The sequence below is a fragment of the Paraburkholderia lebeckiae genome (assembly GCF_050436225.1).
Classification (GTDB): domain Bacteria; phylum Pseudomonadota; class Gammaproteobacteria; order Burkholderiales; family Burkholderiaceae; genus Paraburkholderia; species Paraburkholderia tuberum.
Genome location: NZ_JBNDLU010000002.1, coordinates 2,216,057 through 2,240,477, shown reverse-complemented (window position 1 = coordinate 2,240,477; position 24,421 = coordinate 2,216,057). Strand labels below are relative to the sequence as shown.

The 24,421-nt window shown below is 60.3% G+C and carries 18 protein-coding genes and 7 pseudogenes; 19 read left to right on the top strand and 6 right to left on the bottom strand.

Translation table 11 applies throughout. From position 1 onward, the window contains the following. The first annotated feature begins 26 nt into the window (after window positions 1-26). A complete protein-coding gene (locus OKW45_RS24955; protein WP_429471727.1) occupies window positions 27-683 on the top strand; it encodes an aspartate/glutamate racemase family protein in 657 nt (218 codons plus the stop codon). Here OKW45_RS24955 and OKW45_RS24950 read toward each other — a convergent pair. Next, window positions 658-1,437 (bottom strand): Crp/Fnr family transcriptional regulator, encoded by a 780-nt coding sequence (locus OKW45_RS24950; RefSeq protein ID WP_018418425.1) that lies wholly within the window; start codon window positions 1,435-1,437, stop codon window positions 658-660. The genes OKW45_RS24955 and OKW45_RS24950 overlap by 26 nt on opposite strands. Before the next feature lie 471 nt (window positions 1,438-1,908). Here OKW45_RS24950 and OKW45_RS24945 point away from each other — a divergent pair, with 471 nt between their 5' ends. Beyond that, a complete protein-coding gene (locus OKW45_RS24945; protein ID WP_018418424.1) occupies window positions 1,909-2,487 on the top strand; it encodes a hypothetical protein in 579 nt (192 codons plus the stop codon). A gap of 197 nt (window positions 2,488-2,684) precedes the next feature. Here OKW45_RS24945 and OKW45_RS24940 read toward each other — a convergent pair. Further along, window positions 2,685-3,119: pseudogene (locus tag OKW45_RS24940) on the bottom strand (IS6 family transposase); the annotation flags it as partial. Window positions 3,120-3,170: 51 nt separating this feature from the next. Here OKW45_RS24940 and OKW45_RS24935 point away from each other — a divergent pair. After that, entirely contained in the window at window positions 3,171-4,193 is a 1,023-nt protein-coding gene (locus OKW45_RS24935) for an IS30 family transposase (RefSeq protein ID WP_175166534.1), read from the top strand. Between the two features lie 21 nt (window positions 4,194-4,214). On the opposite strand, the pseudogene OKW45_RS24930 reads toward OKW45_RS24935, so the two are convergent. After that, a pseudogene (locus OKW45_RS24930) lies at window positions 4,215-4,490 on the bottom strand (IS6 family transposase); the annotation flags it as partial. Between the two features lie 94 nt (window positions 4,491-4,584). Between OKW45_RS24930 and OKW45_RS24925 the strand changes: the two are divergent. The 8 genes and pseudogenes from OKW45_RS24925 to OKW45_RS24890 form a co-directional block, all read left to right on the top strand. Continuing rightward, window positions 4,585-5,067, top strand: a pseudogene (locus OKW45_RS24925) (transposase); the annotation flags it as partial. Window positions 5,068-6,162: 1,095 nt separating this feature from the next. After that, window positions 6,163-7,131, top strand: a complete 969-nt coding sequence (locus tag OKW45_RS24920) for a helix-turn-helix domain-containing protein (RefSeq protein ID WP_018418419.1) — start codon at window positions 6,163-6,165, stop codon at window positions 7,129-7,131. Window positions 7,132-7,286: 155 nt separating this feature from the next. Beyond that, a complete protein-coding gene (locus OKW45_RS24915) occupies window positions 7,287-8,870 on the top strand; it encodes a GMC family oxidoreductase (RefSeq protein ID WP_018418418.1) in 1,584 nt (527 codons plus the stop codon). A 21-nt stretch (window positions 8,871-8,891) separates the two neighbouring features. Then, window positions 8,892-10,391: an aldehyde dehydrogenase family protein gene (locus OKW45_RS24910; RefSeq protein WP_018418417.1), complete on the top strand. Its 1,500-nt coding sequence runs from the start codon at window positions 8,892-8,894 to the stop codon at window positions 10,389-10,391. Window positions 10,392-10,880: 489 nt separating this feature from the next. Next, window positions 10,881-12,266 (top strand): annotated as a pseudogene (locus tag OKW45_RS24905) (molybdopterin-dependent oxidoreductase); the annotation flags it as partial. After that, entirely contained in the window at window positions 12,263-12,385 is a 123-nt protein-coding gene (locus OKW45_RS24900) for a hypothetical protein (RefSeq protein ID WP_429471725.1), read from the top strand. The pseudogene OKW45_RS24905 and the gene OKW45_RS24900, both read left to right, overlap by 4 nt. Window positions 12,386-12,437: 52 nt before the next feature. Continuing rightward, window positions 12,438-12,775 (top strand): annotated as a pseudogene (locus tag OKW45_RS24895) (transposase); the annotation flags it as partial. 3 nt (window positions 12,776-12,778) lie between these two features. Further along, window positions 12,779-13,237, top strand: a pseudogene (locus tag OKW45_RS24890) (IS701 family transposase); the annotation flags it as partial. On the opposite strand, the pseudogene OKW45_RS24885 reads toward OKW45_RS24890, so the two are convergent. The 3 genes and pseudogenes from OKW45_RS24885 to OKW45_RS24875 all read right to left on the bottom strand — a co-directional run. Next, window positions 13,235-13,427 (bottom strand): annotated as a pseudogene (locus tag OKW45_RS24885) (IS6 family transposase); the annotation flags it as partial. The pseudogenes OKW45_RS24890 and OKW45_RS24885 overlap by 3 nt on opposite strands. A gap of 162 nt (window positions 13,428-13,589) precedes the next feature. Beyond that, the gene (locus OKW45_RS24880; protein ID WP_018418414.1) at window positions 13,590-14,192 is read right to left on the bottom strand and encodes an ANTAR domain-containing response regulator; all 603 of its coding nucleotides are present in this window, start codon (window positions 14,190-14,192) and stop codon (window positions 13,590-13,592) included. Beyond that, window positions 14,189-15,376 (bottom strand): transporter substrate-binding domain-containing protein, encoded by a 1,188-nt coding sequence (locus tag OKW45_RS24875; protein ID WP_429471723.1) that lies wholly within the window; start codon window positions 15,374-15,376, stop codon window positions 14,189-14,191. The genes OKW45_RS24880 and OKW45_RS24875 overlap by 4 nt, the downstream gene beginning before the upstream one ends. Before the next feature lie 402 nt (window positions 15,377-15,778). Between OKW45_RS24875 and OKW45_RS24870 the strand changes: the two genes are divergently transcribed. From OKW45_RS24870 to OKW45_RS24835, 8 genes are all read left to right on the top strand, one after another. Then, window positions 15,779-17,026, top strand: coding sequence for an urea ABC transporter substrate-binding protein (locus tag OKW45_RS24870; RefSeq protein WP_051103734.1), 1,248 nt, complete (start codon window positions 15,779-15,781; stop codon window positions 17,024-17,026). 85 nt (window positions 17,027-17,111) lie between these two features. Further along, window positions 17,112-18,722 (top strand): urea ABC transporter permease subunit UrtB, encoded by a 1,611-nt coding sequence (urtB, locus tag OKW45_RS24865; RefSeq protein ID WP_429471721.1) that lies wholly within the window; start codon window positions 17,112-17,114, stop codon window positions 18,720-18,722. Further along, window positions 18,719-19,855 carry an urea ABC transporter permease subunit UrtC gene (urtC, locus tag OKW45_RS24860; RefSeq protein WP_429471719.1) on the top strand — a complete coding sequence of 379 codons (1,137 nt, stop codon included), beginning with the start codon at window positions 18,719-18,721 and terminating at the stop codon, window positions 19,853-19,855. Before urtB ends, urtC begins: the two co-directional genes overlap by 4 nt. Next, on the top strand, window positions 19,852-20,607 hold the full coding sequence (gene urtD, locus OKW45_RS24855; RefSeq protein WP_018418409.1) for an urea ABC transporter ATP-binding protein UrtD: 756 nt from the start codon (window positions 19,852-19,854) through the stop codon (window positions 20,605-20,607). The genes urtC and urtD overlap by 4 nt, the downstream gene beginning before the upstream one ends. 2 nt (window positions 20,608-20,609) lie before the next feature. Next, window positions 20,610-21,314, top strand: a complete 705-nt coding sequence (gene urtE / locus OKW45_RS24850) for an urea ABC transporter ATP-binding subunit UrtE (RefSeq protein ID WP_018418408.1) — start codon at window positions 20,610-20,612, stop codon at window positions 21,312-21,314. A gap of 62 nt (window positions 21,315-21,376) precedes the next feature. Then, a complete protein-coding gene (locus OKW45_RS24845) occupies window positions 21,377-22,372 on the top strand; it encodes an acetamidase/formamidase family protein (RefSeq protein ID WP_018418407.1) in 996 nt (331 codons plus the stop codon). Between the two features lie 12 nt (window positions 22,373-22,384). Further along, complete coding sequence (locus tag OKW45_RS24840; protein WP_175165364.1) at window positions 22,385-23,155, top strand: SDR family NAD(P)-dependent oxidoreductase; 771 nt, start codon at window positions 22,385-22,387, stop codon at window positions 23,153-23,155. Between the two features lie 135 nt (window positions 23,156-23,290). Beyond that, window positions 23,291-24,403 (top strand): substrate-binding protein, encoded by a 1,113-nt coding sequence (locus OKW45_RS24835; RefSeq protein ID WP_018418405.1) that lies wholly within the window; start codon window positions 23,291-23,293, stop codon window positions 24,401-24,403. Window positions 24,404-24,421: the final 18 nt, after the last annotated feature.

Below are 24,421 nucleotides of genomic sequence, written 5' to 3'. Positions count from 1 at the left end.
CTTACCCGCAACGGAGTCTCAACCCCATGACCACCATAGTCGTAGTTCACACCGGGCCGGTGACGGTTCAACCCATCAAGGAGCAGTTTCAGCAGTTATTGCCCGATGCACGTGTGATCAACATCGTCGATGACAGTCTGCTCAACGACGTCAGAACCGCGGGTCATCTGACGCCTGAGGTGACGAGCCGGATTTACAGCTATATGCAGAACGCGCAGTCGATGGGTGCCGACATTATTCTCAATGCCTGTTCTTCTGTCGGCGAAGCGACCGATGTGCTGCGCGGCATGATCCGCACGCCGATCGTCAAGGTCGACGAATCAATGGCCGAACAGGCAAGTGCCATAGGTCCGCGCATCGGCGTGGTGGCCACTGTATTGACCACACTTGAACCCACGGTGCGGCTCATCAGGAAGAAAGCACTCGAGCACGGCAGGCAGGCCGACGTCGTGGAGCGCATTGCAGAGGGCGCTTTCGATGCGCTGCTGGCCGGTAACGCCGCGCGGCACGACGACATCCTCCGACGCACCATCGTCGTACTGGCTGCCGAAGTCGATGTCGTGGTGCTCGCGCAGGTCTCGATGGCCCGTCTCGTACCTGCGCTTGGCGAACTGCGCGTGCCCGTGCTATCGAGTCCGCGCAGCGGCGTGGAGGCGGTCAGGCGTGCTTTGGCTCAGCATTGAGCGCATCGATGCTTCTCATCCGCAAGGGGGCCAGCGCAGACGGCTTCCCTGTGGACGTTGCATCCCACGCCGGCAAAAACTGCGCAACAAAGGCAGGCGTCAGCACGATCTTCCTCTCGTGCATGTCGGCAAGGCCCTCGGCCTTGAGGTCACTGAAGTGGCGGTTGACCGACTCTCGCGACGTGCCGATGAATTCTGCGAGCTTGTCCTGAGGAATCGACAGGTCGATCAGCACGGCGTCTTCCTTTTCGCCGTATGTGAACTGGCAACCGATCTGGCCCGCGAACATGACCAGAATGTTCGTGAGCCGCTTGCGCACGTCATGCAGCGAAAGGTTCTCGATGAGTTGCTGCGCTTCCTTCCAGCGCCGATAGTGGCTTGTCAGGACGAACTGATTGATCACGTCATATCGCAGCAGCAGCTGCTTGAAATCCGCTTTGCGGATGTAGCAGATCATGCAGGGCGCCATCGTTTGCGCGTGATGTGAGTATTTCGCTTCGTTGAGCACGTCGCCGTCGCCGAAGATCATGCCGGCTTTGATGAACGATAGCGTGATTTCCTGACCATCCTCGGTCAGCTTGTAGAGACGCACGCTCCCGGTTTTCAGCAAGTAGACGTGTTCGCTCAAATCTTGGGGCTTATAGATGACGGTGTTCTTGCGCAGATTCCGGTGATCGCTGAAGGCGGGCATGACCTCATCGAGGCAATGGCCTTCGACTAGCGACAGCAACTCGCTTTTTCCGACAAACCACATAGTTGTCTCCTGAATACTTGCATCGAAGATTCGGTAGCGGCCCTCTTTTTTCTTATGTCGTCGGGAAGCCGCGTTGGCGCCGAGTATTCTACACAAGAACCTGCGTGTTTCGCCGATATCGATGCGGACGGCGGAGCGCCTCGCCAGTTGCTAAAGGGTCGAGGCTATCAACTGATTGCGGGTTTCTCAAGGCTGCTGAATTTGTCTGAAGTCCTTTGTGGGTATGACTTTCGCCGAGCTCTGCAGGATCCGCTAGAATTCCCGATCTTTGGCGGTCGATAATGGCGCAAAGCCAGCAATGGCAACGGATTCCAACGGAATTGAGCCTCGGGCAGTTCGAACAATTTGTCTTGCCGCACCTCACGGCAGGAAGCCGGGGACCGGCATCCAAACTGACCGCGCACGCGATCTTCAACTACATCCTGAAACTGCTTTACCTGGGTTGCCAATGGAAGGGCGCTGCCGATTGCAATGGATCGGCACGGCAGGCCGGAGATCCACTACACGAGCATCTATCGGGCCTTTCGCCGCTGGCAGGCATGCGAATGTTTTGACGCTGTCTTCCTCGCGTCGGTCGTGCGGCTTAGCCACGACCAGTTGCTGGACACCAGCATCATCCATGGCGACGGTACCACGACGGCGGCGAAAAAAGGCGGCGACAACATTGGCTTCAGCGGCCACAAGCACATGAAGGGTGACAAGGTCGTTGCCTTCTGCGACCGGAATTGCAATGTGATTGCCCCGTTCGTGTCGGCACCAGGCAATCGCAACGAATCGCCACTGCTACGTGACGCGCTGCCGCGGGTGATACAGATTGCCCGTGAAGCAAACCTGGACCTGCGTGACAGCGTGGTCAGCCTGGCCGGCGTCTACGATTGTCGCGCCAACCGCAAGGCGATATTCAACCGCACGATGGTGCCCAAGATCAGTCCGAACCCGCGCGGCAGGAAACGCGCGAAGCGAGGTCGCAAGCCGCTGTTCGATCCGGCCATCTTTAAAGAACGGTTCAGGACAATCGAGCGGGTGTTCGCGTGGGAAGACACCCATTAGCGGGCCCGCGTCAAGTGAACAATCCACATCCCCGGCTGCACGAGCAGCCGTTATCCAGTTCCAGCACCCGCATGCAGCAGCCAACCGCGTCCGTTTCTTCATTTCTGGCTGCGACGGATCGCGCCAGACACCCATCTATAAGGGTTGTGTCGCAGCAAGACGGGAGGGACGAGAAAATGCGATATCCAAAGGATGCCTTATGAAACGAGCGAGTAGAACTGCTGCGCAGCGGACAGCGGGATTTTACCCCGGCATTTCATCTGCCCTTTCTTGATCATGTGCATGGTCTCAATGCCACTGAGAATAACGCGAGCGCAGTCAAAGTCCTTGAACCCCTGCATCGGCCGAGTGATGCGTTTGATGGCCCGATGGGCCTGTTCGACCACGTTGTTCCAATACTTGACTTGACGAATCTTGATGGGCGTCTCGCGCTCGGCATTCACCGCATGAAGCGCTGCCAGATTGGAACCGCTCTTGTCGATGGTCACTGTCTCGGGCGAGCCGTTCTGACCGATTGGCTTTTCAAAAAACCGCCGGGCAGCAGCCTTGTCCCACTTGGCTCTAAACAGAAAGTCGATGGTGTTGCCCGCCTTGTCCACGGCGCGATAAAGATATTTCCACGAGCCTTTGACCTAGCGGCCTCAAATCTGAAGTGCAACACCTATCTCGTATAAGGTGTTGCGATGCACGAAAGAACTCAGTACCAGCAACTTCAACCTGAAGAGCGTCTGACCATTGCAAGCCTGCATCTGCAGGGTTCGAGTATCCGGGCCATGGCCCGGATACTCGGGCGCTCGCCGGCCACCGTTAGCCGGGAACTGACGCGAAACAGCTCTCCCGCTGGCTACGCGTCCGTGTCGGCTGAAGCACTCAGTGCCGCACGCCGCAGCGCGGGTCGCCATCCCACAAAGCTTTGCCTGCAAAGCGTCTGCTGGCGTATCGTTCTCACCCTGCTCGAGTGGAAATGGTCACCCCAGCAGATATCGGGCACACTCAAGCGTATGTATCCGACCGACCCGACCCAGCAGGTTTCGCACGAAACCATCTACACGGCCATCTATGCCCAGCCGCGCGGCGAACTGCGCCGCCAGCTCATTGCGTGCTTGCGCCATGGCCACAGCACGCGCATGCCGCGTACACGGGGCACAGACCGGCGCGGACAGATTCCTGACATGGTCAGTATTCATGTGCGGCCGCCCGAAATCGAAGACCGACTGCTGCCTGGGCACTGGGAAGGCGACTTCATCAAGGGTGCCGGCAACCAGTCCTCGGTAGGCGTGCTGGTCGAACGGACCAGCCGGCTGGTGCTGCTTGCCAAGATGGAAGACGCCACCGCCGCTTCAGCGCTGGCGGGCTTCTCCGCCAAACTCAATTCGATTGTCGCGCCATTACGGCAGAGCTTCACCTACGACCAGGGCAAAGAAATGTCGCGCCATAAAGAGCTCACCGCCGCAACCGGCGTGAAGGTGTACTTCTGCGACCCCCACAGTCCCTGGCAACGCGGCACTTGCGAAAACACCAACGGGCTACTGCGCCAGTATCTGCCCAAAAGCACAGATCTTTCGGTCTACAGTCAGGACGAACTTGACGCTATCGCCGACAGTCTGAACAGCCGACCTCGCGCGACTCATGCCTTCCATTCGCCATTCGAGGTCTTCGCCGCGACCCTTGCCTCAGCAAGTCAACCTCAAGGCTCTAAACATTAAACCCGCTGTTGCGCTTCACTCTTGAAACCGCCCCTTGATATAACTTTCATCCATGCGCCAAGTCCTGCCCACCGGGCGCTTGTGCTTGCGAAATGTCTTTTCGAACAAAGGCACCAACTTGATGACCCAACAATGCACTGTTGAATGATCCACGCCAATTGCGCGCTCAGCCATCATCTCCTCAAGATTCCGAAGACTTAGCGAATAGGCCACATACCACCGCACGCACAACAACATCACGTCCAGCGGATAGTACAACCGCAGCAGCACCTTGGCAACGCCAGCAGCAAGGGCCATTCGTGGTGTTGCGGTCTTCTTCATCGTGGGCACAAGCAAAGTTTTGGCAACCTGCACTTTACCGCAGCATCGCTATTGCGACAAAACCGACGATGCTTATCAGAATGTCACGTGGCGAGAAGGAAGCAACGCAGCGCTGCAGTCTCGTTTCGCGGCCGTGCGGGTTCGCCCGGCGCACCGCGACTATTGGAGCAGTGAACAACGTCCGGAAGAATGGCTGCTCATCGAATGGCCCAAAAAGGAGGCCGAGCCGCTCAAATATTTCCTGAGCACGGCCCCCGCGGACGCCACCATCGAACAACTGGTCTTCGTGACCAAGATGCGCTGGCGCATCGAGCGCGACTACCAGGACCTCAAGCAGGAATTTGGCCTCGGTCATTATGAAGGCCGGGGGTGGCGCGGCTTTCACCACCACGCCACACTGAGTATCGCAGCGTACGGATTTCTGATGGCCCAGCGACTCAGCATGGGTTCAGTCGATGAAGTTAAAAAAAACCTCATTCAACGCGCGATGCCTGCCATTCCCGCGGATTACATCCCTCGCGGCAGTCCAACGCGCGCAGCGCCACGTCACTGATTCCATTACCACATTGCGTATTCTTCTCGGACTTCATCTTTCTGCAGGGCGGTGTTCCACGCTACGCGACATAACTTTCAGCGAGAACGATTTATGTGACACAGTAAGATTATCCGACTGTCCGAATTTGCGCGGCCACCTCTGAACGTTTCATTATGTTCACAAGGCAGCTTGTGATCCAAGTAGGAAAAGTCATCTGCGCTGACAGAAGTTGTCGTGCCTGAAAGGGTGTCGCAGATGGAGACACGATCGTTCATACTGACACTCCAGCCGGTGTCCCAGACTGCCGGGATGCCGTGAACTGCCCGAGCGCTGCGTCGATTCGTGTCAGCAGCAATGCAAACCAGTGGCTCGTTTGGAAGCGTGCAGCCGGCGGGAGTCCTTCGACATAGCCGTGACCGCCGCAGAGCTGGACCAGTTCGCGGCTGAGCTCAACTGATTCGGCGGCGACATGCCGAACCAGTTGACGCACGAGCGATGCGGGTGCTGGCGGGTGGGCGCTTGCGGCTCAGAGAACGAAGGAAACGGCCGCATAACCCCGGGCCTCTGGAAGGCGAAAAACCGAGGGAACCTCACTTTCCTACCGTCTTGCCGCTCAACTTCGACAAGTTGAAAAAGCCGGCTCGACGCCGGGCGTCTAGGCCTGACCGTACCGCCACGCTGTGTCGGATTGGGGGCGAATATTTGGCTCTAGACGCGGAAGAGACGATTGGATTCCGCATGATCAAAGTCAATGGGTGCTTGTTCGCATTGCCGCATTAATTTCTTTCGACGAAGAATGGTAGTTCAGTTCAACCTTCGTTGTTCCGTCGCGATACCCATCCGTTGCCAATGATGCGACTCTCGGGTTCGTCACCCGAGTCGATCGCGGTTCTGAGGTCGGTAAGCGGATGCGCCGCCAAGAGCGCACTGAGAAATATTTCGTCAATTGCCCATGGAGGAGACCACCATGTCCAACCAATTGAGCGTTCGACGTCTTGTATATGACCGCACCGGTTTTCGCTCGTGTGCCAGCCGCGATTTCTTCCGAACGCTGTCCGCAGAGACGCTCAGCAGCGCCGGCTATGGTGGGGCGAGGGCAGCCGAGCGGAGCCGATGATCATGGGACTGGCAGGGAGCACCGATATTTCGATTTCGACGAAGATGGTCGGCGGTAGCGAACGAGTGGACTTTTGGCTTGAGCAAGTCAGCCAGTTGCTGATTCGCGTCGAATGCAGCAGCAAGCCGATCGAAGGAATTGACGCGACACTCGTGCACAAGGACTTCGCGCTGTTCCGAGCCTCGGAGATAGCGGCGAATCAGCACGCGGTCGTCCGTACGGCACAAAGCATCCGCGACGACGGCCGCGATTCCGTGTTCGTCTGCCTGATGAAAAAGGGCCGCGGGTTCACGTTCCAGGGCGTCGACTGCGTGATGCACGTTCCCGGAGACTTGGTCCTCTACGATACAGCAAGGCCGTACGGTCATGGATTCCCCGGCGACATGGAAATGACGGTGCTCGATGTGCCTCGCGCCGTCTTTGAACAGCATGTCGGTCCGTGGCATTACCGCGACTTGATCAAGCTCGATAACGGTGCAGGCACTGCCGGCTGGGGTGCGCAGTCGATCCATCGGCTCCTGGCCGGAATGCCGGGGGCGGACGCCCGCCCCCGTCAGCAGGTTGCAAGCCAGGTCCTAGAGTTGCTTCGTGCGCTGCTGAGAATCAATGACGGCGACCTGTCGACCACCAGGTCGACCCTGAGCAGCCTGTGGCGCGCTAAGCTGCATATCGAGCGCAATCTCACAGACGACGCGCTCGATTGCGAGTCGATCAGCCGCGCGGTTGGCCTGTCCGCGCGGCAACTGGCCCGTGCATTTGAAATCGACGGGATTTCGATCACTCGTTATATCTGGGCGCAACGTCTGGAACGCTGCAGAGCTGACCTGTTGGATCGTAACCTGCGGCATACGGCCATCAGTGAAATCGCGTTCCGTTGGGGCTTCAACGATAGCGCGCATTTCAGCCGCAGCTACAGGAGCCGCTTCGGCGAGACGCCCACCGCAACGCGCGGCATGCTCGACTGAAGTCCCGCCTACCAGATCGCGGCACCTCGAACCAACGTCCTGGTTGGTCAATAGCGAAGACTTGCACAGTCAAAAGCAAGCATCATCCGTCGCTATCCTCGTTATCCGCTGCAGCGAAATCCTTTCGCTGCAAAAAAACAGCGAGGAGATGCGGTATGGACACTTACGACTACATTGTCGTGGGAGGAGGTTCCGGCGGGTGCGCGATCACCCACCGCCTGGTTACGGCGGGCAAGAACGTGCTTCTGCTTGAAGAAGGTCCGAAGGATGACAGCCCTTATATTCACATGCCAGCCACGTTTATCCGGGTAATTGGTACCGAGCGCACTTTCATCTTCAAGAGTGAGCCTCAGCCCGGCGCGGCCGGCCGCGTGACCTACGTGCCGCAGGGACGGACGCTGGGCGGCGGCAGTTCCGTCAATGCTATGGTCTATATCCGCGGCAGTGGGCAGGACTATGAAGACTGGTCGGCGCGCGGCTGCACCGGTTGGGATTGGCAGAATGTGCTGCGCGCGTTCAAGAAGGCCGAATCCCACATGCGCCTGTCCGAGCCGTGGCACGGCACAGACGGACCGTTGAAAGTCAGCGATACGCGTTTTCGCCATCCGTTGAGCCTCGCTTTCGTGAAGGCAGCGCAGGAAGCCGGCCTGCGCTACAACGACGATTTCAATGGTGAGCAGCAGCACGGAGTCGGCTTCTATCACACGACGACGTTCGACGGTCAGCGCGGCAGCACCGCAGCGACCTATCTCGCGGGAGTACTCGGCAAGCGCAGCCTCGAGGTGCGTACCGGCAGCGCAGTCACGCGCCTGCTGTTCGACGGGAGGCGCACGATTGGGGTTGAATGGCGTACCCAGGACGGACACGTCAGGACGGCTCATGCCAGAGCCGAAGTCATCCTCGCGGCCGGTGCGCTAACCACGCCGAAGCTCCTGATGCTGTCCGGCATCGGGCCCGGCGCGGAACTGCGATCGCACGGGATCGACGTGGTGCACGATGCGCCCGAAGTCGGCCTGAACTATCAGGACCATCTGGAAGTATCGATCTATGGACGTACGCGGGAACCGATCAGCCTGCTCGGTAACGATAAAGGGCTGACTGCACTCAGGCACGGCCTGCAATGGAAGTTATTCCGTACCGGCCTTCTTACATCGAACGTGGTCGAGTCAGGCGGCTTCGTCGACACGGTCGGTGGCGGGCGGCCCGACATCCAGTTCCACGTGTTGCCAGTGCTGGTCGGCGACGTCGGCCGCGAGCCGTTGCGGGGGCATGGCATTTCGATCAATCCGTGTGTGTTGCGTCCCGCTTCGCGCGGGTCCGTACGCCTGCGTGGTGCCGATCCGGCTGAGCCGATTCTTTTCGACAGCGGCGCGTTGGCTGAACAAGCTGATGTCGACGTGCTGGTGCGCGGCGTAAAGCTTGCGCGCACTATCTTGCGCGCGCCTTCGTTGCGCAAGCTCATCAGCGAGGAGCTCGAGCCGTCGGGCGCCAGCGAAATCGGCGACGCGCAATTGCAGGACTATGTGCGCCGGCAGGCCAAGACGGTTTATCACCCGGTCGGCACGTGCCGCATGGGCGGCGATACGCGCGCCGTGGTCAATCCGCGACTGCAGGTGAACGGCGTGGACGGGTTGCGCATCTGCGACGCGTCGATCATGCCGACTATCGTCTCCGGTAACACCAATGCGCCAACGGTGATGATCGCCGAGCGTTGCGCCGAATTCATTCTCGAAGCATGACTACTCTATTGGACAGCTAGTATGACTGACAACCTGATCGAAGTGCTGCCCGAAGTTCAGACGTTCCTGAATCGCGAACATGGACTCCTCATTGACGGCAAGACGGTGCCAGCGCGTGGTGGTGCACGCCTCGACGTCCACAACCCGGCGAACCGGGAAGTCATCGCCAGCGTCGCCGATGGCGATGCTGAAGACGTGGACACCGCAGTCCGCAGCGCGCACAGCGCGTTCGAATCGCGTATCTGGTCGGGTCTTCGTCCGGCTGAACGTGAACGTATCTTGCTCAGACTTGCCGATACGTTGGAAGCACACGGGGAGGAGTTGGCCCAGCTCGAAACTTTGAATCAAGGCAAGTCGATCCATCTGTCGCGCGCGATCGAGGTCGGTGCTTCTGTCGAGTACGCGCGCTACATGGCCGGTTGGGCGACGAAGATCACGGGCGAAACACTCGATGTGTCGATTCCAGTGCCGTCGGGCACGCGTTACACCGCCTATACGCGGCGTGAGCCGATCGGCGTGGTGGCCGGCATCGTGCCATGGAATTTCCCGCTGATGATCGCGGTCTGGAAGTTGATTCCCGCGCTCGCGGCAGGTTGCACGATCGTGCTCAAGCCGGCCACCGAGACGTCGTTGACGGCGTTGCGCCTTGGCGAGCTGGCATTGGCGGCGGGTGTTCCGCCGGGCGTCGTCAACGTGGTGACGGGACGCGGCTCAAGCGCCGGACAGGCGCTTGCCAGTCATCCGCTGGTCAGCAAGGTAACGTTTACCGGTTCGACCGCAGTCGGCAAGATGGTGGGGCACGCGGCCGTCGACAACATGACGCGTTTCACGCTGGAACTGGGCGGCAAGAATCCAATGATCGTGCTGGCGGACACCGACGTTGACAAGGCGATCCAGGGCGTACTGATGGGTGGCTTGCTGAACCAGGGGCAGGTATGCGCAGCCGCGTCGCGGCTCTATATTCACCGCGACCGCTTCAAGCAGATCGTCGAAGGTGTCGCTGCAGTGGCGAACAGCATGAGTATCGGGCCGGGAATGGACCCGGCCGCGCAGATTAACCCGCTCGTATCGGCACGCCAGCAGCAATCGGTGTGCCGGTTCATTGACATCGGACGGGCCGAAGGCGCGACGGTACTCGCAGGCGGCGGCGCGCCCGATTTGCCCGGCTACTTTGTGAAGCCGACTGTGCTAATCGGCGTCGATCAAGCGAGCACGGTGGTGCGCGAGGAAATATTCGGCCCAGTGCTTGTGGCGATTCCGTTCGATGATACCGACGACGCGATCCGTCTCGCGAACGACAGCCCTTATGGTCTTGCCGCGAGTCTATGGAGCAACAATCTGGGTGCAGTGATGAACCTCGTCCCGCAGATTCAGGCGGGCACTGTCTGGGTCAACAGCCATGTGCCGCTCGACCCGAACCTGCCGTTCGGCGGGCACAAGCAGTCCGGCGTCGGTCGCGAGTTTGGGCGCCACGCGGTCGAGAGTTGCACGGAAGTGAAGTCAGTCTGCATCGCGCATTGAGCAGACCAGAGACACGGTGCACAACGGCAAGTCCATTCTGACGAAGACGTTGCGCGTAATACCGCAACGTCGACACTCGTAGAGCGAAGTAATGTCGTCACTGGCCAATGCCCGCCAGGACAGGGCGTGCGCCCTTGAATTGACGACTTTGCTTCGTTACGCTGCGAAGCAAAGTTGTCAATTCGCATTAGTGCGCAGTAATTCTGTCAATTCCCCTTCGCCCGAGATCATCGCATCGGCTCCCGCGAGGTGGGCTTCTTGGTCGGTTCTCCTTGATCCTCGAGCCGCTCACTTTGCCGCGCCCACGCGACGCCGGTCGCTACGATGGGTTCAGTCGGAGGCTCAGGTGAGAGTCGACGCTTTACAGGCGCGGGCCATTCACCGCACGAGCAGCAATCGATTCGGATACTACGGGAAAGGCGTCAGAGGCGGGCGTGGCTTCATGGCGGTCTAGGAACGCGATGCGTCGTCGATTTCCATCTAGAATTTGACAAGCCGCGTGTCGTCGACATCGATTTCATCCGCGAGCATACGAACGGTTATGAGACGTTCGCGCAGTTCGCGCGCGACGCGAACTGGGACGACATCGAGCGGGTCAGCGGCTTGCCGCGAGACGCGCTGGAAGCGGCCGCCAACGAATACATGGCGGCCAAAGCGGTCATCGCGCACTACGGGATGGGGCTTACGCAGCATCGGATGGGCGTGCAGAACGTGCGCATGCTGGTCAATATGCTGCTGCTGCGAGGCAACGTCGGCAAGCCCGGCGCGGGCCCGTCGCCGATCCGTGGACATTCGAACGTGCAGGGGCAGCGCACCGTGGGCATCACCGAAAAGCCCGAACTCGCGCCGCTCGATCAGCTCGCCAAACAGTTCTCGTTCGAGCCGCCGCGCGAAAAGGGGATGAACACGATCGAAGCCTTCGAGGCGCTGCTCGAAGGCAAGGTCAAGGCGATGATCAACCTTGGCGGCAACCTCGTGCGCTCGGTGCCTGACCGCTTCCGCATCGAGCCGGCATGGTCGGCGTTGCCGCTGACCGTCAACGTCGCGACCAAGCTCAACCGTAGCCATCTGCTGCCCGGCAAACGCTCTTATGTGCTGCCGTGCCTGAGCCCCATCGAGATCGACCGGCAGGCGAGCGGCGAGCAGGCGGTGTCGATGGAAGACAGCACCGCATGCTTTCATGGCTCGCACGGGGTGGTCGAGCCGGCCGCGCCGACCATCCGCTCGGAGCCTTTCATCGTCGCGGGGATTGCCAAAGCGACGCTCGGCGAACGCTCGACCGTCGATTGGGACGCATGGCGCGACGACTATGCGCGCGTGCGCGTCGAAATGGCGAAGACCTGGCCGAAGATGTTCGACGACTTCGAGAAGCGTATGTGGACGCCGGGCGGTGTGGTGTGGCCGCTGCCTGCGCGAGAACGCACGTGGAAAACCAAAAGCGGCAAGGCCGAGTTCATGGTGCCCGAGGCGATCGGCGAAGACCCTGACATGCCCCAGCGCGAGCCGGATTCGCTCCGGCTGATGACGCTGCGCAGGGACAGCCAGTTCAACACGACCATCTATGGCCTCGACGACCGCTTCCGAGGCGTGAAAGGCTCGCGAATGGTCGTGCTGATGAATCCCGCCGACATGGTAAAGCGCGGGCTCGCGCAAGGTGACCGGATCGGCCTCGAGACCATTGCGGACGATGGCGTGGAGCGTCGTCTCGACGGATTCAGCGTGCTGGCCTTCAACGTGCCCGAAGGCTGCATAGGCAGCTATTACCCGGAATGCAATCCGTTACTGCCGCAGTGGCACTACGCGAAGGAGAGCAAGGTGCCGGGCGCGAAGTCGATTCCGGTGCGCGTCACGACCATGATCGCGACCGCTCCATGAACGGCAGCGTCGCCGCCATGGCCGAAGTCGCACAGCAGCGCTCGACCGTGGAACAGATAGCGGCGTTCGTTCAACGGATCCGCTTCGCCGATCTGCCAAAAGGACCTTGGTCCGTCTAAAGCACAGCGTGCTCGATGCGCTCGGCTGTACGCCGCTCGCGCGGGTGCGCAGGCGATGGACGATGTGGTTTGGGACCACTCCACTTTCAGTAAGAACCGCGACCGACTGATGGTCCATGATGTCATGGTCAGTGTGTTCAATGAAACGGTCGAGACGGCACGCGTGCGTGGCCACCTGTCGGGTGAGATTTCAGCGTCGACGGCACGCTCATTCAGGCGTGGGCCGGGCACAAGAGCTTTGTGCCAAGGACGAAGTCGGATGACGACTCGTCCCCTGACGGCGATGCCGGCTCTCAGGAGAATTGGCATGCCGAGAAGCGCAGCAACGACACGCATGAATCCAGCACGGACAGTCAGGCCTGGCTGTTTCGCAAGAGTTGGGGCACGGGCACGCATCACTTCGTTTCGAAGTCAGAATGGTCAGATGCAGCCTTGCTCGAGCGGGTAAGGCGCTGGGTGCTGCCGCATATGAATCCTGCCAACGGACTGTTCTGGATCGTCGACGACAAGGGCTTTCCGAAGCAGGGGAAACATTCGGTGGGTGTGGCGCGGCAATACTGCGGGCAGTTAGGCAAGCAGGACAACTGTCAGGTCGCCGTGAGCTTGTCGGTTGCCACCGAGGACGCCAGTTTGCCCGTCGCATATCAACTCTATTTGCCCCGCGAATGGAGCGAAGACACGGCACGATGTCAGCGCGCTGGCGTACCCGATGAGGTAGCGTTCTCGACCAAACCGCAAATGGCGGCAGCACAGCTGCGTCAGGCGCGCGAAAGCGGCGCGCCTGACGGTATTGTGCTGGCGGACGCCGGTTACGGGAACGACAGCGTCTTTCGTGACGCCGTCAGCGAATTGATGCGCAAAAGTGGCCCCGAACTTGTCCGTCCACCGCCGGATCGATTCATGGCTGACCACCATGCCGCGCTCGAACAATAGCTCCTCAATGTCGAAGGCTGAGTTGAAAGCGGAAATACCACCGAACCGCGCGGCTGATGACTGACGCCGGAAATCGATGGCCATGGTACAGCGATTTCGTCTTCCATATCACGTCATCTTAGCTGACCAGCGCGCGAACGTGACAACGCCGATCCAAAGGCTAAGGCAAGCGGTGGACCGATCTCGGTCCGAATAGGGCTACAATCAAAATGATCGGTCAAAGTCCCGCGTTCAGCCATCATTTCTCAACACAATGCAGGCACGGCGAGTATTAGAAACTGAGGGTCTCGTATGCCTTCACGATGTCGCCAGCCACCGTCTCGATCTGTTCGCGTTTGAGCATGGCCTGTGAGCGCAGCAGCTGATACGCATCCTCCTCGGACATGCCGCGCGAGTCCATGACGATCCGCGTTGCCTGTCGGATCACCAGAACCTTTGCCTGCTTCTGCTCGAGCCGTTCGATGTATCGCTCACGTGCGCGGGATGCCTTAAATTGCGTGAGCGCAACGGCAATGGCGGTCAACAACCCGAACGAGCGGACCGGCGAGGGAATCGTTGCGAACGCATTCAAGCGCAGCACCGCTTCGATGGTGATCGGATTTTCGTAGGTCACGACCGGAATCACCGGCGGGGACGTGCTGGTTCCGAGCCACGGATAGTCGACCGAGAGCGCCTCAGGACGAATCGCCATGAGGACGAGGCCGGTGTTGCACGGCAGGCTGTCGAGGCGCGGCCAGCATACTTCCACGTCGCAGCCGATGCGCTGAAGCTGGGCGAGCAATTCTTCGCAATCCTGATCCCGCGGATGAATCACCACGACTTTTAGCGAACGCAGGTCGCGCAGGATCGCCGGCGTCTGCGCGGTCCGCTTCATCGATCCGCTCCCGTGCGTGCGAGTTCAGGATGCGCGTGCGTGGTCCACGCTGGCGTGCTGTGAGACACGACGTAAGGATCCGCCTTCACGCGTTCAGGGGCGCGCCCGATGATATCGAAGCGGCCACGCGCGTCGACCCGGCCGATCAGCGGATGCAGGTAGGTGTGGTTATTATGCTCGTCAATACGCACGCGGCCTTGCGGTGCGTCGAATTCGAGTCCGGGCAACACGCGCAGCAACAACGTCGGGTCGTCGGAGCCGACGCGGCGGATCGCATCCGCGAGCAGATGCATCTGGAAATAGGAGGCTTCCCAGCACATGTTGGTCGGCTGATCGTCGCCGAAGCGGGCCTGATAGCGGGCAACGGCGCCGAGGTTCGCGGCTGTATCCACACTCTGGAAGTACGCGGCGGAGGTGATGTGTCCTTGTGCGAGGTCGTTTCCCATTATCGCAATGTCGGCTTCACTGGTCATGTGGCTGGCGATAGGCGTGCGGTACGGGTCGAGCCCAACCTGCGCAAACGCACGGTACAGATGCGAAATGCCTTCGCCCACAACCGTGGAGAAAATAAAGTCGGGTGCGAGTTGCTTGATCCGCTTGGCGGCATCCAGATAACTCTCCCACGGCGCGTCGAGCGACAGATAGGTTTCATCCACCTTTTCGCCGCCGCGTTCGAGGATCAGATCGCTCATCACGCGATTCGACTCGTAGGGGCACACGTAGTCCGAACCGATCATGCTCACGCGTGAGCCGAACTGCGTGAGCATGAAACCGGCAAGCGGCAGGGTGTTCTGATTGGGCGCCGCGCCAGTGTAAATCACATTGCGGCTGTATTCGAAGCCTTCATAAGGCGTCGCATAGAGGAGCAGCGCATTGTGCCGCTCGACAATCGGAATGACCGCCTTGCGCGTGCTGGACATATAGCAGCCGACGATCACCCGGACCCGATGTTCGAGAATGAGTTGTTCGGCGAGCTCGGCATAACGGCGAGGTTGGCATTGCGGATCCAGACAGACGAGTTCGATCTCGCGTCCTGACACGCCGCCTGCGAGATTGATCTCCTCCACCGCAAGCGTGGTGGCTTGCAGTTGCGTGAGCTCCGCGGCTGAGGTTACACCTGAGCGTGAATACAGGACGCCAATTCTGATTGGCTCCGAGGTAAGGCCGGCATCAAGATGGGTCATTCGTCAAAACCGATGGTCGCTACGTTCGGGAAGTACGCTGTTTGTGCGTGTAGCACGCGGCTGGTGCCCACAGCACTGTCGTAGTGCGGCGCTGAGCGGGTCAGCCGCGCAAACCGCCTTATTTATGATGCCTTCCGGTTTGTCCACAATGCAACTGATCAATTCGAGTCCGCTGCACAAAAGGGATTTGCGGTAAACCTCCCCACAGGCAGTAAATCCTGGCATAGTCGTTGCTTATAGAAGCATGCTGACCCGACGTGCATAACGGGGACTTACAGCATTCATTTCGCTGTTCGAGACAAAGGCGTCTTGAACGGCACCGGCCAAAAAAGCCCGAAACCAGCTTGTCTGGTCTCGGGCTTTTTGCGTTTGCGATTTTTAATCCATGTCGGAGTGAAGCAAATGAAAAGACGTACTTTCCTGTCGGCAGTCGGCTCCGGATTGGTGAGCGCTGCAGGCACTGCGCTACCTAAGGCTGCGTTTGCCGCGGGTGCCAGCGATCCGATCAAGCTCGGCTTGCTGTTCTCGCAGTCGGGCACGATGGCCAACGGCGAGTCGCTATTAAAAGATACGGCACTGATGACGATCGATCAGGTCAACGCTAAGGGTGGCGTGCTCGGGCGCAAGCTGCAGGGCGTCGTTGTCGATCCGGCGTCGGATTGGCCCATGTATGCACAGCTCTCCAAGCAACTGATCCTGCGCGACCAATGCGCGGCGCTGTTCGGCTGCTGGACGTCGGTGTCGCGCAAGTCGGTATTGCCGGTGGTCGAGTCGCAGGACAGTCTGCTGTTTTATCCGCTTCACTTCGAAGGCGAAGAGCAGTCGAAGAACGTTGTCTATCTGAACTCGCCGCCGAGCAGCTCGGTGCTCCCGGCGGTCGATTACCTGATGAGCGAGCAGGGCGGCGGTGCCAAGCGCTTCTACATGATCGGCAGCGACTACGTGTGGCCGCGCACGATCAACAAGATGCTCAAGGGCTATCTGAAGACGAAGAACATTCCGGATTCGGCATGGCGCGAACATTACGTTCCATTCGGGCAGTCCAATTTCCAGACCATCGTGCGCGATATCAAGGACTTCGCCGCGCAACCGGGCGGCCAGGCCATCGTTGTGATGACCGTGGTGGGCGATTCGATTCCGGCGATGTTCAAGGAAGCGATCAATCAGGGCGTGCGCGCGACCGATATTCCGATCCTCGGCCTGGACGTGGTGGACAGCGATCTGGAAGGTCTCGATACGAAGCCGCTGGTTGGCCACCTCAGTTGCTGGTGCTACTTCCAGAACGTCGATACGCCGCAGAACCGCCAGTTCAAGAGCGACTGGAAGAACTATGTCGGCGCGCACGACCTGAAGCATCGACCGGACATGGTGATCGACCCGATGGTGTCGACCTACCTCGGCATCAATCTGTGGGCGCAGGCCGTCACGAAAGCGCACTCCACCAGCACGGATGCGGTGCGCAAAGCGCTCGCGGGCCAGTCGATGGTCGATCCGGCGGGTTACACGGTGAAGATGGATGCATCCACGCAGTATCTGTGGCGTGGCGACATGATCGGCTCGATCAACGCCAAACAGGGCTTCGACATTTTGTGGAAGTCGAAAGACATCGAGAAGCCGGTGCCGTTCAGCCCGTTCATCGGCAAGGCTTGACAGTCCCTGTCGCACAGTTTGGCAGTTGCGGGATCGGCATACGCAAGCATGCCGGTCCTCCTAGCAGGATCGAATGGAAACACCCATGATCAATTTCAGGCAGATCTTTTACGCGATCGCTTGTCTGGCGCTTGTTTGGACCGCTACCGCGAGCGCCGCGCCGGGCCGCGCGGCGATGCTCGCGTCGTTCTGCGCGACGAACGGCGATAAGGCCGCTGCACTGGAGCAACTTGTCGAGACCGGCGTGTCGGATGATACGCACGAGCGTGCGTGGGCACGTCAGATCGTTGATGCGATTCGTAACGGTGCGCTGGTGTGCGGTGCAGACGGTCAGGTGACGCTGCAGGGACACCCTTTACTCGACGCCGCGACCCTCCAGCCGCGCGCTAACGCGTCAGCGGATTCGCCCTATGTGCCGAGCATCGTGATGATGCGCAAGCTCGCGGTGGCATCGGCGGAAATGGACCTGTTCTCGTCGCAGCAGGACACCCGCGCGACGGCTGCGCGGCAAGTCGACAAGTTCTTTGCCTTGCTCGATCCCGCTGTCGTTGCCCGCGCGGTCAAGGCGCAGCATGATCCGGATATCGCGGCCACTCTCACGCTGGCGTTGGCTAAACGCGGTCTGAACAGCAATGTGAAGGCCGACCGCCTGGCGGCGATCAAGGCTGTGGCCGAGGTGCCGAGCGAAACCGCGCGGACCGCGCTGGCGAACTTCGCAGCGGAGGATTCCGTGCGCTCGGATCCGGACGTGCTTGCCGCGGTGGAGGGCGCGATTCGCCACATGGACACGTGGCTGTCGCTCGGCAAGGGCTTGTCGATTCTGTTTAGCGGCTTGAGCTATGCCGGCGTGTTGTTGCTGACGGCGCTCGGCCTGTCGATCGTGTTCGGCCTGATGGGCGTGATCAATCTCGCGCATGGTGAATTCATCATGATCGGCGCTTACGCAACGTATCTGGTCGAGCGTTTCATGCAGGCGCATCTGCCCGGCTGGTTCGATGCGTACATCTTCATTGCGATTCCCGCGGCATTCGTGATCTGCGCCGCGTGCGGCATGTTGCTCGAATTCTTCGTCATCCGCTTTCTGTATCGCCGGCCGCTCGAGACGCTGCTCGCTACCTGGGCGGTCAGTATCGCGTTGATCAAGCTGATTCAGGTGCTGTTCGGCTCGCAGAACGTCGAGTTCATCACACCCGGCTTTCTCAACGGCGGCATGCAGGTTGCGCCGGGCTTTTTCGTGACCTACAACCGCGTGTTTGCCATCGTGCTCGCCGTGTTGATCTTCGGCGCGACCTTCGCCGTGGTTCGCTTCACGAAACTTGGTTTGCTGATGCGCGCCACTACGCAGCTGCGGGACATGGCGCGCTGCCTGGGCGTGCCCGCCGAGCGCGTCGACCGTATTGCGTTCGGGCTGGGCGCCGGTCTCGCGGGGCTGGCCGGAGTGGTGTTGACGCAGATTGCGAGCGTCAATCCGTCAATGGGTACGGGTTTCGTCGTCGACTCGTTCATGGTGGTGGTGCTCGGCGGCGCGGGCAGTCTCGCGGGGACAGTCGTGTCGTCGCTCGCGCTCGGCGAAATTAACCAGTTCATCGAACCATTTTACGGAGCGGTTGCCGCCAAGGTGGCCGTGCTTCTGCTCATCGTGCTGATTATCCAGAAGCGCCCGCAAGGACTCTTTGCATTGAAGACCCGCGTATGAATACGTTTCCCGATCCGCGTACCAGCAGGAGATTGACCTTGTCGGCGTTCGCAACGAAATGGATGGGCCAGTCAGTGGAGGTCGGCATCGTGCCGGTGCTGGTCCTGCTGGCGCTCTATCTGCCCTTTGCCTATTTTGTGATTCCGGAGTCAAACGCGCTGCATCTGTCGCTGTTCGGCATCAACCTGATCGGACAGGTCATGTGCTTCGCGCTGCTCGCGCTGGCGCTCGATCTGGTATGGGGTTATGCGGGCATCCTGAGCCTCGGGCACGGCATCTTCTTCGGAATAGGCGGCTATATGATGGCCATCTATCTGCTGAACGGCGCCTATGCCGATACGAACGTATTGCCGGACTTCCTGCAATACATGGGGGCGAGCGACTTTCCTCCGGTATGGAAGATCCTCTCGCGGCTCGATGTGACGATCATCGTCACGATCATCGTCACCGTGCTGGTCGGGGGCGCGTTCGGCTTCGTCACGTTTCGCTCGCGCATCAATGGCGTGTATTTGTCGATCATCACTCAGGCGCTCACTTATGCGCTGATGCTGCTGTTGTTCATCAACGACGTGGGCCTCGGCGGTAACAACGGCATGACCGGTTTCACGAGCCTCGCGGGCCATAAGCTTGCCGATACCTCCACGCAGATCGGCCTCGCTGTGTGTTCATGCCTGCTGCTGGTGGCGGCCTATGTCGGCGTGCGCTTTCTCGCCCGCTCCAGTTTCGGCAGGGCGCTAATCGCGGTGCGCGACGACGAAGCGAGGATGCGCTTTCTCGGTTACCGCACGCATACGCTGAAGCTCTTCGCGTGGTGTCTCTCGGCGGTGCTCGCGGCGTTTGCCGGGATGCTGTATGTGCCGCAGGTCGGCATCGTCAACCCGACTATCGTGTCGCCGCAACTGTCCGTCGAAATCGCCGTGTGGGTGGCCATCGGTGGGCGCGGCACGCTGATCGGCGCGATCGTCGGCGCTATCGTGGTCAACGGACTCAAGTTCTGGCTGACGGCGCAACTGCCGGCGCTGTGGCCGTTCATTCTTGCCGGCGTGACGCTGGTGATTGTCGTGTACCTCAGCAATGGTCTGTGGGGGGCGCTGAAGGCTGCCGGCCCCGAAAGTAAGGGGGGCCGGCAATGAACCTGCCACAACGGGCCACCGCCGTCTACATCAGCGGCCTGTCTGTCACGTTCTCCGGATTCGCGGCCATCACGAATCTGTCGATGGAATTTCGATACGGCGAGATTCGTGCCATCATCGGCCCGAACGGTGCGGGCAAGACGACCTTGATGGACGTCATCACGGGAAAGACCCGGCCGGCATCCGGTGAAGTTTTTCTCAACAAGGTCACGAATCTCGCGACGCTCGACGAAGCGTCCATCGCGCGCCTGGGCATTGGCCGCAAGTTCCAGAAGCCAAGCGTGTTTGAAGCGCTGCGAGTTCGCGAAAACCTCGAACTGGCGATTCGCAACGGTCGCGGCTATGCGGCGATGGTTCGCTCGCGCCTCGGCGCCCAGCAGAACCGGCGCATCGACGAAGTGCTCGAGACGATCGGTCTCGAGCATGAAGGGCCCCGGTTGGCCGGCACGCTGTCGCACGGCCAGAAGCAGTGGCTCGAAATCGGCATGCTGCTTGTCGCCGATCCGCAGGTGATCCTGCTCGACGAACCGGTTGCCGGCATGACCGACCACGAAACCGCACGCACCGCCGAACTGATCGCGCGGCTCAGGTCGCCCGATCGGGCGGTGGTGGTGATCGAACACGACATGGATTTTGTCGGCGAGATCGCGGACCTCGTCAGCGTGTTGCATGAAGGAAAGCTGCTGGGCGAGGGATCGATGGAGAGCGTGCGCAATGATCCACGCGTGATTCAGGTTTATCTGGGACGGTAGACATGCTCAAGATTTCCGCACTCAACCAGTTTTACGGCAGCAGCCACACGTTGCGCGATGTGTCGCTGAATGTGGCCGACGGTGCCTGCACCGTCGTACTCGGCCGGAATGGCGTGGGCAAGACGACCCTGCTGAAGTGTCTCGTCGGGTTGCTGCCGGTCAAAGGCGGCGAAATCGAACTGGCGGGTCAGCCGCTCGCGCGCACGCCGTCGCACCGGCGCGCGCTGGCGGGTCTCGGCTACGTACCGCAAGGACGCGAGATTTTTCCGCAGCTCAGCGTCGAAGAAAACCTGCGTATCGGTGCCTACGCGGGCGAACGCAATCAGACCGCCAAGGGCAAGCAATTTTCTTTCGACGATGTCTTTCACACCTTTCCTGTGCTGAGGACGATGCGCCGGCGCATCGCAGGAAATCTGTCCGGCGGACAGCAGCAACAGCTTGCGATTGGCCGGGCGCTTCTGACGAATCCGAAGCTGCTGATTCTCGACGAGCCGACCGAGGGCATCCAGCCGTCGATCGTGATGGAGATCGAGGCGGTGATCCGTTCGCTGAAAGGATCGCTGTCGATCCTGCTGGTAGAGCAATTTTTCGATTTCGCGCAGGCGGTAGCCGACGACTATGTCGTGCTGGTGCGAGGCCAGGTCGTGTCGGCAGGGCCTGGAGACCAGATGGAAGCCAATAACGTCAGAGCGCTAGTTTCAGTGTGATGCGGCGCCCAGTCAGGCGCCGGTTCACGTCGACAACCCACATTTGAGCAGGAACCCCCATGATGAAATGGCTAGAACAATCGATCATGCATACGCGCGGCGTCGCACGCGGCCAGGTTCGCGAAACGCACGAACTCAGTGAATCCCGTCAAGGCACATTTCACTACACCATCGGACCGTACTCTGCGCCAGTGATGAGCATTGCGCCGGGCGACCGGGTGGTGGTTCAGACGCGCGATGCCTTTGACGGCAAGATCCTCACGGAACAGGATCTGCCCAGCCAGAAGCTGCGGGTGCCATTCCTGAATCCGCAAAGCGGCCCGATCATGATCGAAGGCGCGGAGAAGGGCGACGTGGTTGCGGTGTATATCGAGTCGATGCTGCCGCGCGGCGACAATCCCCGCGGCACCTGCTGCCTGATTCCGCGCTTCGGCGCGCTGACCGGTACGGAATACACCGCAACGCTTAATGAGCCGCTGCCCGAGATTACCCGCAAGATCGATGTGGACGAAGAAGGCGTCTACTGGAGCAAGCGCGTTACGCTGCCGTACAAGCCGCATATTGGCACGCTGAGCCTGTCGCCAGAAATCGACTCGATCAATTCGCTCACGCCGGACAACCACGGCGGCAATATGGACGTGCCCGACATGGGGCCGGGCAGCATCACCTATCTGCCGGTGCGCTCCACCGGTGCGCGGCTCTTTATCGGCGACGCGCACGCCTGCCAGGGCGACGGCGAAGTGTGCGGCACCGCCGTCGAATTCTCCAGCACGACCACGATTCACGTCGATCTGATCAAGGGCTGGCATATCGAATGGCCGCGCCTCGAAACCGATGAGCTGCTGATGGCGATCGGCAGTGCGCGCCCGCTTGAGGACGCAACGCGTATCGCATACCACGAACTGGTGCTGTGGATGGAAAAAGAATACGGCTTCGACCGCTGGGATGCCTACATGATGCTCAGCCAGTGCGGCAAGGTGCGGCTCGGCAATTTCGTCGATCCCAAGTATTCGGTCGGCGCGGCGATCAGCAAGAAATATCTCGCACCGGCTGCCTGAGGAGACGCCATCATGGATTTGAAACTCAAGGGTTTGAAGGCACTTGTAACCGGCGGCACCAAGGGTATCGGCCGCGCCATCGCGCACACGCTGGCAGCCGAAGGCGCGGACGTCGCACTGTGCGCGCGTGATCGTGTCACCGTCGAGCAAACGGTGGCCGACATCGTGCAGGCCACGGGTGGCGCGGTCAAGGTATGGGGCGCGCCCGTCGACGTTTCGAATGGTCCAGCGTTACAAGCCTGGACACGCGACGCCGCCGCGCAACTGGGCGGCATCGACATCGTGGTCGCCAATGTGAGCGCGCTGTCGATCGGCAACGATCCTGAATCGTGGCGCAAGGAGTTCGAAACCGACTTGATGGGTACGGTCAACCTGGTCGACGCCGCGCTGCCGTTTCTCGAAACCAGCAAGTCCGCCTCGATCATCGCGATATCGAGCGTGTCCGGTCGTGAGATCGACTTTGCCGCCGGCCCTTACGGGACCTTCAAGGCGGCGCTGATCCACTACATGCAGGGCCTCGCTTACCAGCTCGCGCCGAAGGGCATCCGGGCAAACGCCGTGTCGCCTGGCAACGTCTATTTCGAAGGCGGTGTGTGGGATCACATCGAACACAACGATCCGAAGCTGTTCGCGGAAGCACTCGCGTTGAATCCGAGCGGACGCATGGCCCGCCCACAGGAGATCGCGAATGCGGTCGCGTTCGTCGCGAGTCCCGCAGCGAGCTTCGTGAGCGGGGCGAATCTCGTAGTGGATGGCGCGCTCACGCGCGGGGTGCAGCTCTAACTGCCGAGACGCTGCGTCACGTAAGTCGATTCGATAAAACACCAAGGAGCCTTGCCGATAATGAAAAGAATCTCTTCCCTTCTGACTGCCGGCCGCTCACGCTGCCTGGCATCCGTTCTGCTGGTTTCTCTCGCGATGGCAAGCCATGCCGCCATCGCTGCCGATCCGATCAGGATCGGCGTGCCCGTGGGTCTGAGCGGCGCGAATAGCGTGGTTGCCCCGTCGGTGGTTCAGGCGGCGCAACTGGCTGTTGACGAGATCAATGCGAAAGGCGGCATTCTGGGGCGTCAGGTCGCCCTCGAAGTGGCCGATGACGGTAGCGGCGCAGCGGGTGCGCAAAAGGCGTTCGATTCGCTGATCTTCGAAAAGAAGGTCAACGCGCTCATCTCGATGGAAACGAGTGCCGCGCGCAACGCAGGCTTGCCGATCGTCACGCGCGGCAAAGTCCCGTTCATTTACACGTCGTTTTATGAAGGGCGCTCCTGCAACCGTTATATGTACGTCGATGCGTGGGTGCCTGACCAGCAGGTTGCGCCGATCGTCGATTACTTCATGAAGCAGCAAAAGGCGAAAACGTTCTTCCTGATTGGCAGCGACTACGCGTTCGGCCGCGGCATGCTCGACTTCACGAAGACCTACATCGAGAAGCACGGCGGCAAGGTGGTCGGCAATGAGTATCTGCCGATGGACGGTTCTGACTGGACTTCCATCATCAGCAAGCTGCAGGCGGCCAAGCCTGACGCGATCATCACGTCGACAGCCGGCGGCGCGCCGAACGTCACTCTGACCAAGCAACTGCGCGCGGCGGGCGTGAGGGTTCCCTACGGCAACCTCGCCGTCGACGAGGGCACCGCTAAGAGCATGGGCGCGGATGCACAGGGCATCTACATCTCCGGTTCGTATGTGACCAACATCGATACCCCGGCGAACCACGCGTTTCTCGCCGCGATGCAAAAACGCTTCGGTGCGGATCTGAAGACGCCGAACGATCTATCGGTGCCGGAGTACGAGGCGATCTACCTGTACAAGGCCGCCGTGGAGAAAGCCGGTTCGGTCGACACGGCGAAGGTGATTCCGGCGCTCGCTCAGGTTTCGTTCGACGGCCCGCGTGGCCATATCCAGATGGACAAACAACGTCATACGCCGCTCACGATGTATCTGGGCCAGGTGCAGGCGGACGGCTCGGTGAAGGTGATCGAATCGTTCCGCAACGTCGATCCGGGCGCGCAGTGTCCTGCCTTGAAGTAAAACGCACTATGGAGTGCT

Coding starts and splice junctions, on each gene's coding strand:
- OKW45_RS24955 (WP_429471727.1), top strand. CDS start 27: ATGACCACCATAGTCGTAGTTCACACCGGGCCGGTGACGGTTCAACCC.
- OKW45_RS24950 (WP_018418425.1), bottom strand. CDS start 1,437: ATGTGGTTTGTCGGAAAAAGCGAGTTGCTGTCGCTAGTCGAAGGCCAT.
- OKW45_RS24945 (WP_018418424.1), top strand. CDS start 1,909: ATGGATCGGCACGGCAGGCCGGAGATCCACTACACGAGCATCTATCGG.
- OKW45_RS24935 (WP_175166534.1), top strand. CDS start 3,171: ATGCACGAAAGAACTCAGTACCAGCAACTTCAACCTGAAGAGCGTCTG.
- OKW45_RS24920 (WP_018418419.1), top strand. CDS start 6,163: ATGATCATGGGACTGGCAGGGAGCACCGATATTTCGATTTCGACGAAG.
- OKW45_RS24915 (WP_018418418.1), top strand. CDS start 7,287: ATGGACACTTACGACTACATTGTCGTGGGAGGAGGTTCCGGCGGGTGC.
- OKW45_RS24910 (WP_018418417.1), top strand. CDS start 8,892: ATGACTGACAACCTGATCGAAGTGCTGCCCGAAGTTCAGACGTTCCTG.
- OKW45_RS24900 (WP_429471725.1), top strand. CDS start 12,263: ATGAACGGCAGCGTCGCCGCCATGGCCGAAGTCGCACAGCAGCGCTCG.
- OKW45_RS24880 (WP_018418414.1), bottom strand. CDS start 14,192: ATGAAGCGGACCGCGCAGACGCCGGCGATCCTGCGCGACCTGCGTTCG.
- OKW45_RS24875 (WP_429471723.1), bottom strand. CDS start 15,376: ATGACCCATCTTGATGCCGGCCTTACCTCGGAGCCAATCAGAATTGGC.
- OKW45_RS24870 (WP_051103734.1), top strand. CDS start 15,779: ATGAAAAGACGTACTTTCCTGTCGGCAGTCGGCTCCGGATTGGTGAGC.
- urtB (WP_429471721.1), top strand. CDS start 17,112: ATGATCAATTTCAGGCAGATCTTTTACGCGATCGCTTGTCTGGCGCTT.
- urtC (WP_429471719.1), top strand. CDS start 18,719: ATGAATACGTTTCCCGATCCGCGTACCAGCAGGAGATTGACCTTGTCG.
- urtD (WP_018418409.1), top strand. CDS start 19,852: ATGAACCTGCCACAACGGGCCACCGCCGTCTACATCAGCGGCCTGTCT.
- urtE (WP_018418408.1), top strand. CDS start 20,610: ATGCTCAAGATTTCCGCACTCAACCAGTTTTACGGCAGCAGCCACACG.
- OKW45_RS24845 (WP_018418407.1), top strand. CDS start 21,377: ATGAAATGGCTAGAACAATCGATCATGCATACGCGCGGCGTCGCACGC.
- OKW45_RS24840 (WP_175165364.1), top strand. CDS start 22,385: ATGGATTTGAAACTCAAGGGTTTGAAGGCACTTGTAACCGGCGGCACC.
- OKW45_RS24835 (WP_018418405.1), top strand. CDS start 23,291: ATGGCAAGCCATGCCGCCATCGCTGCCGATCCGATCAGGATCGGCGTG.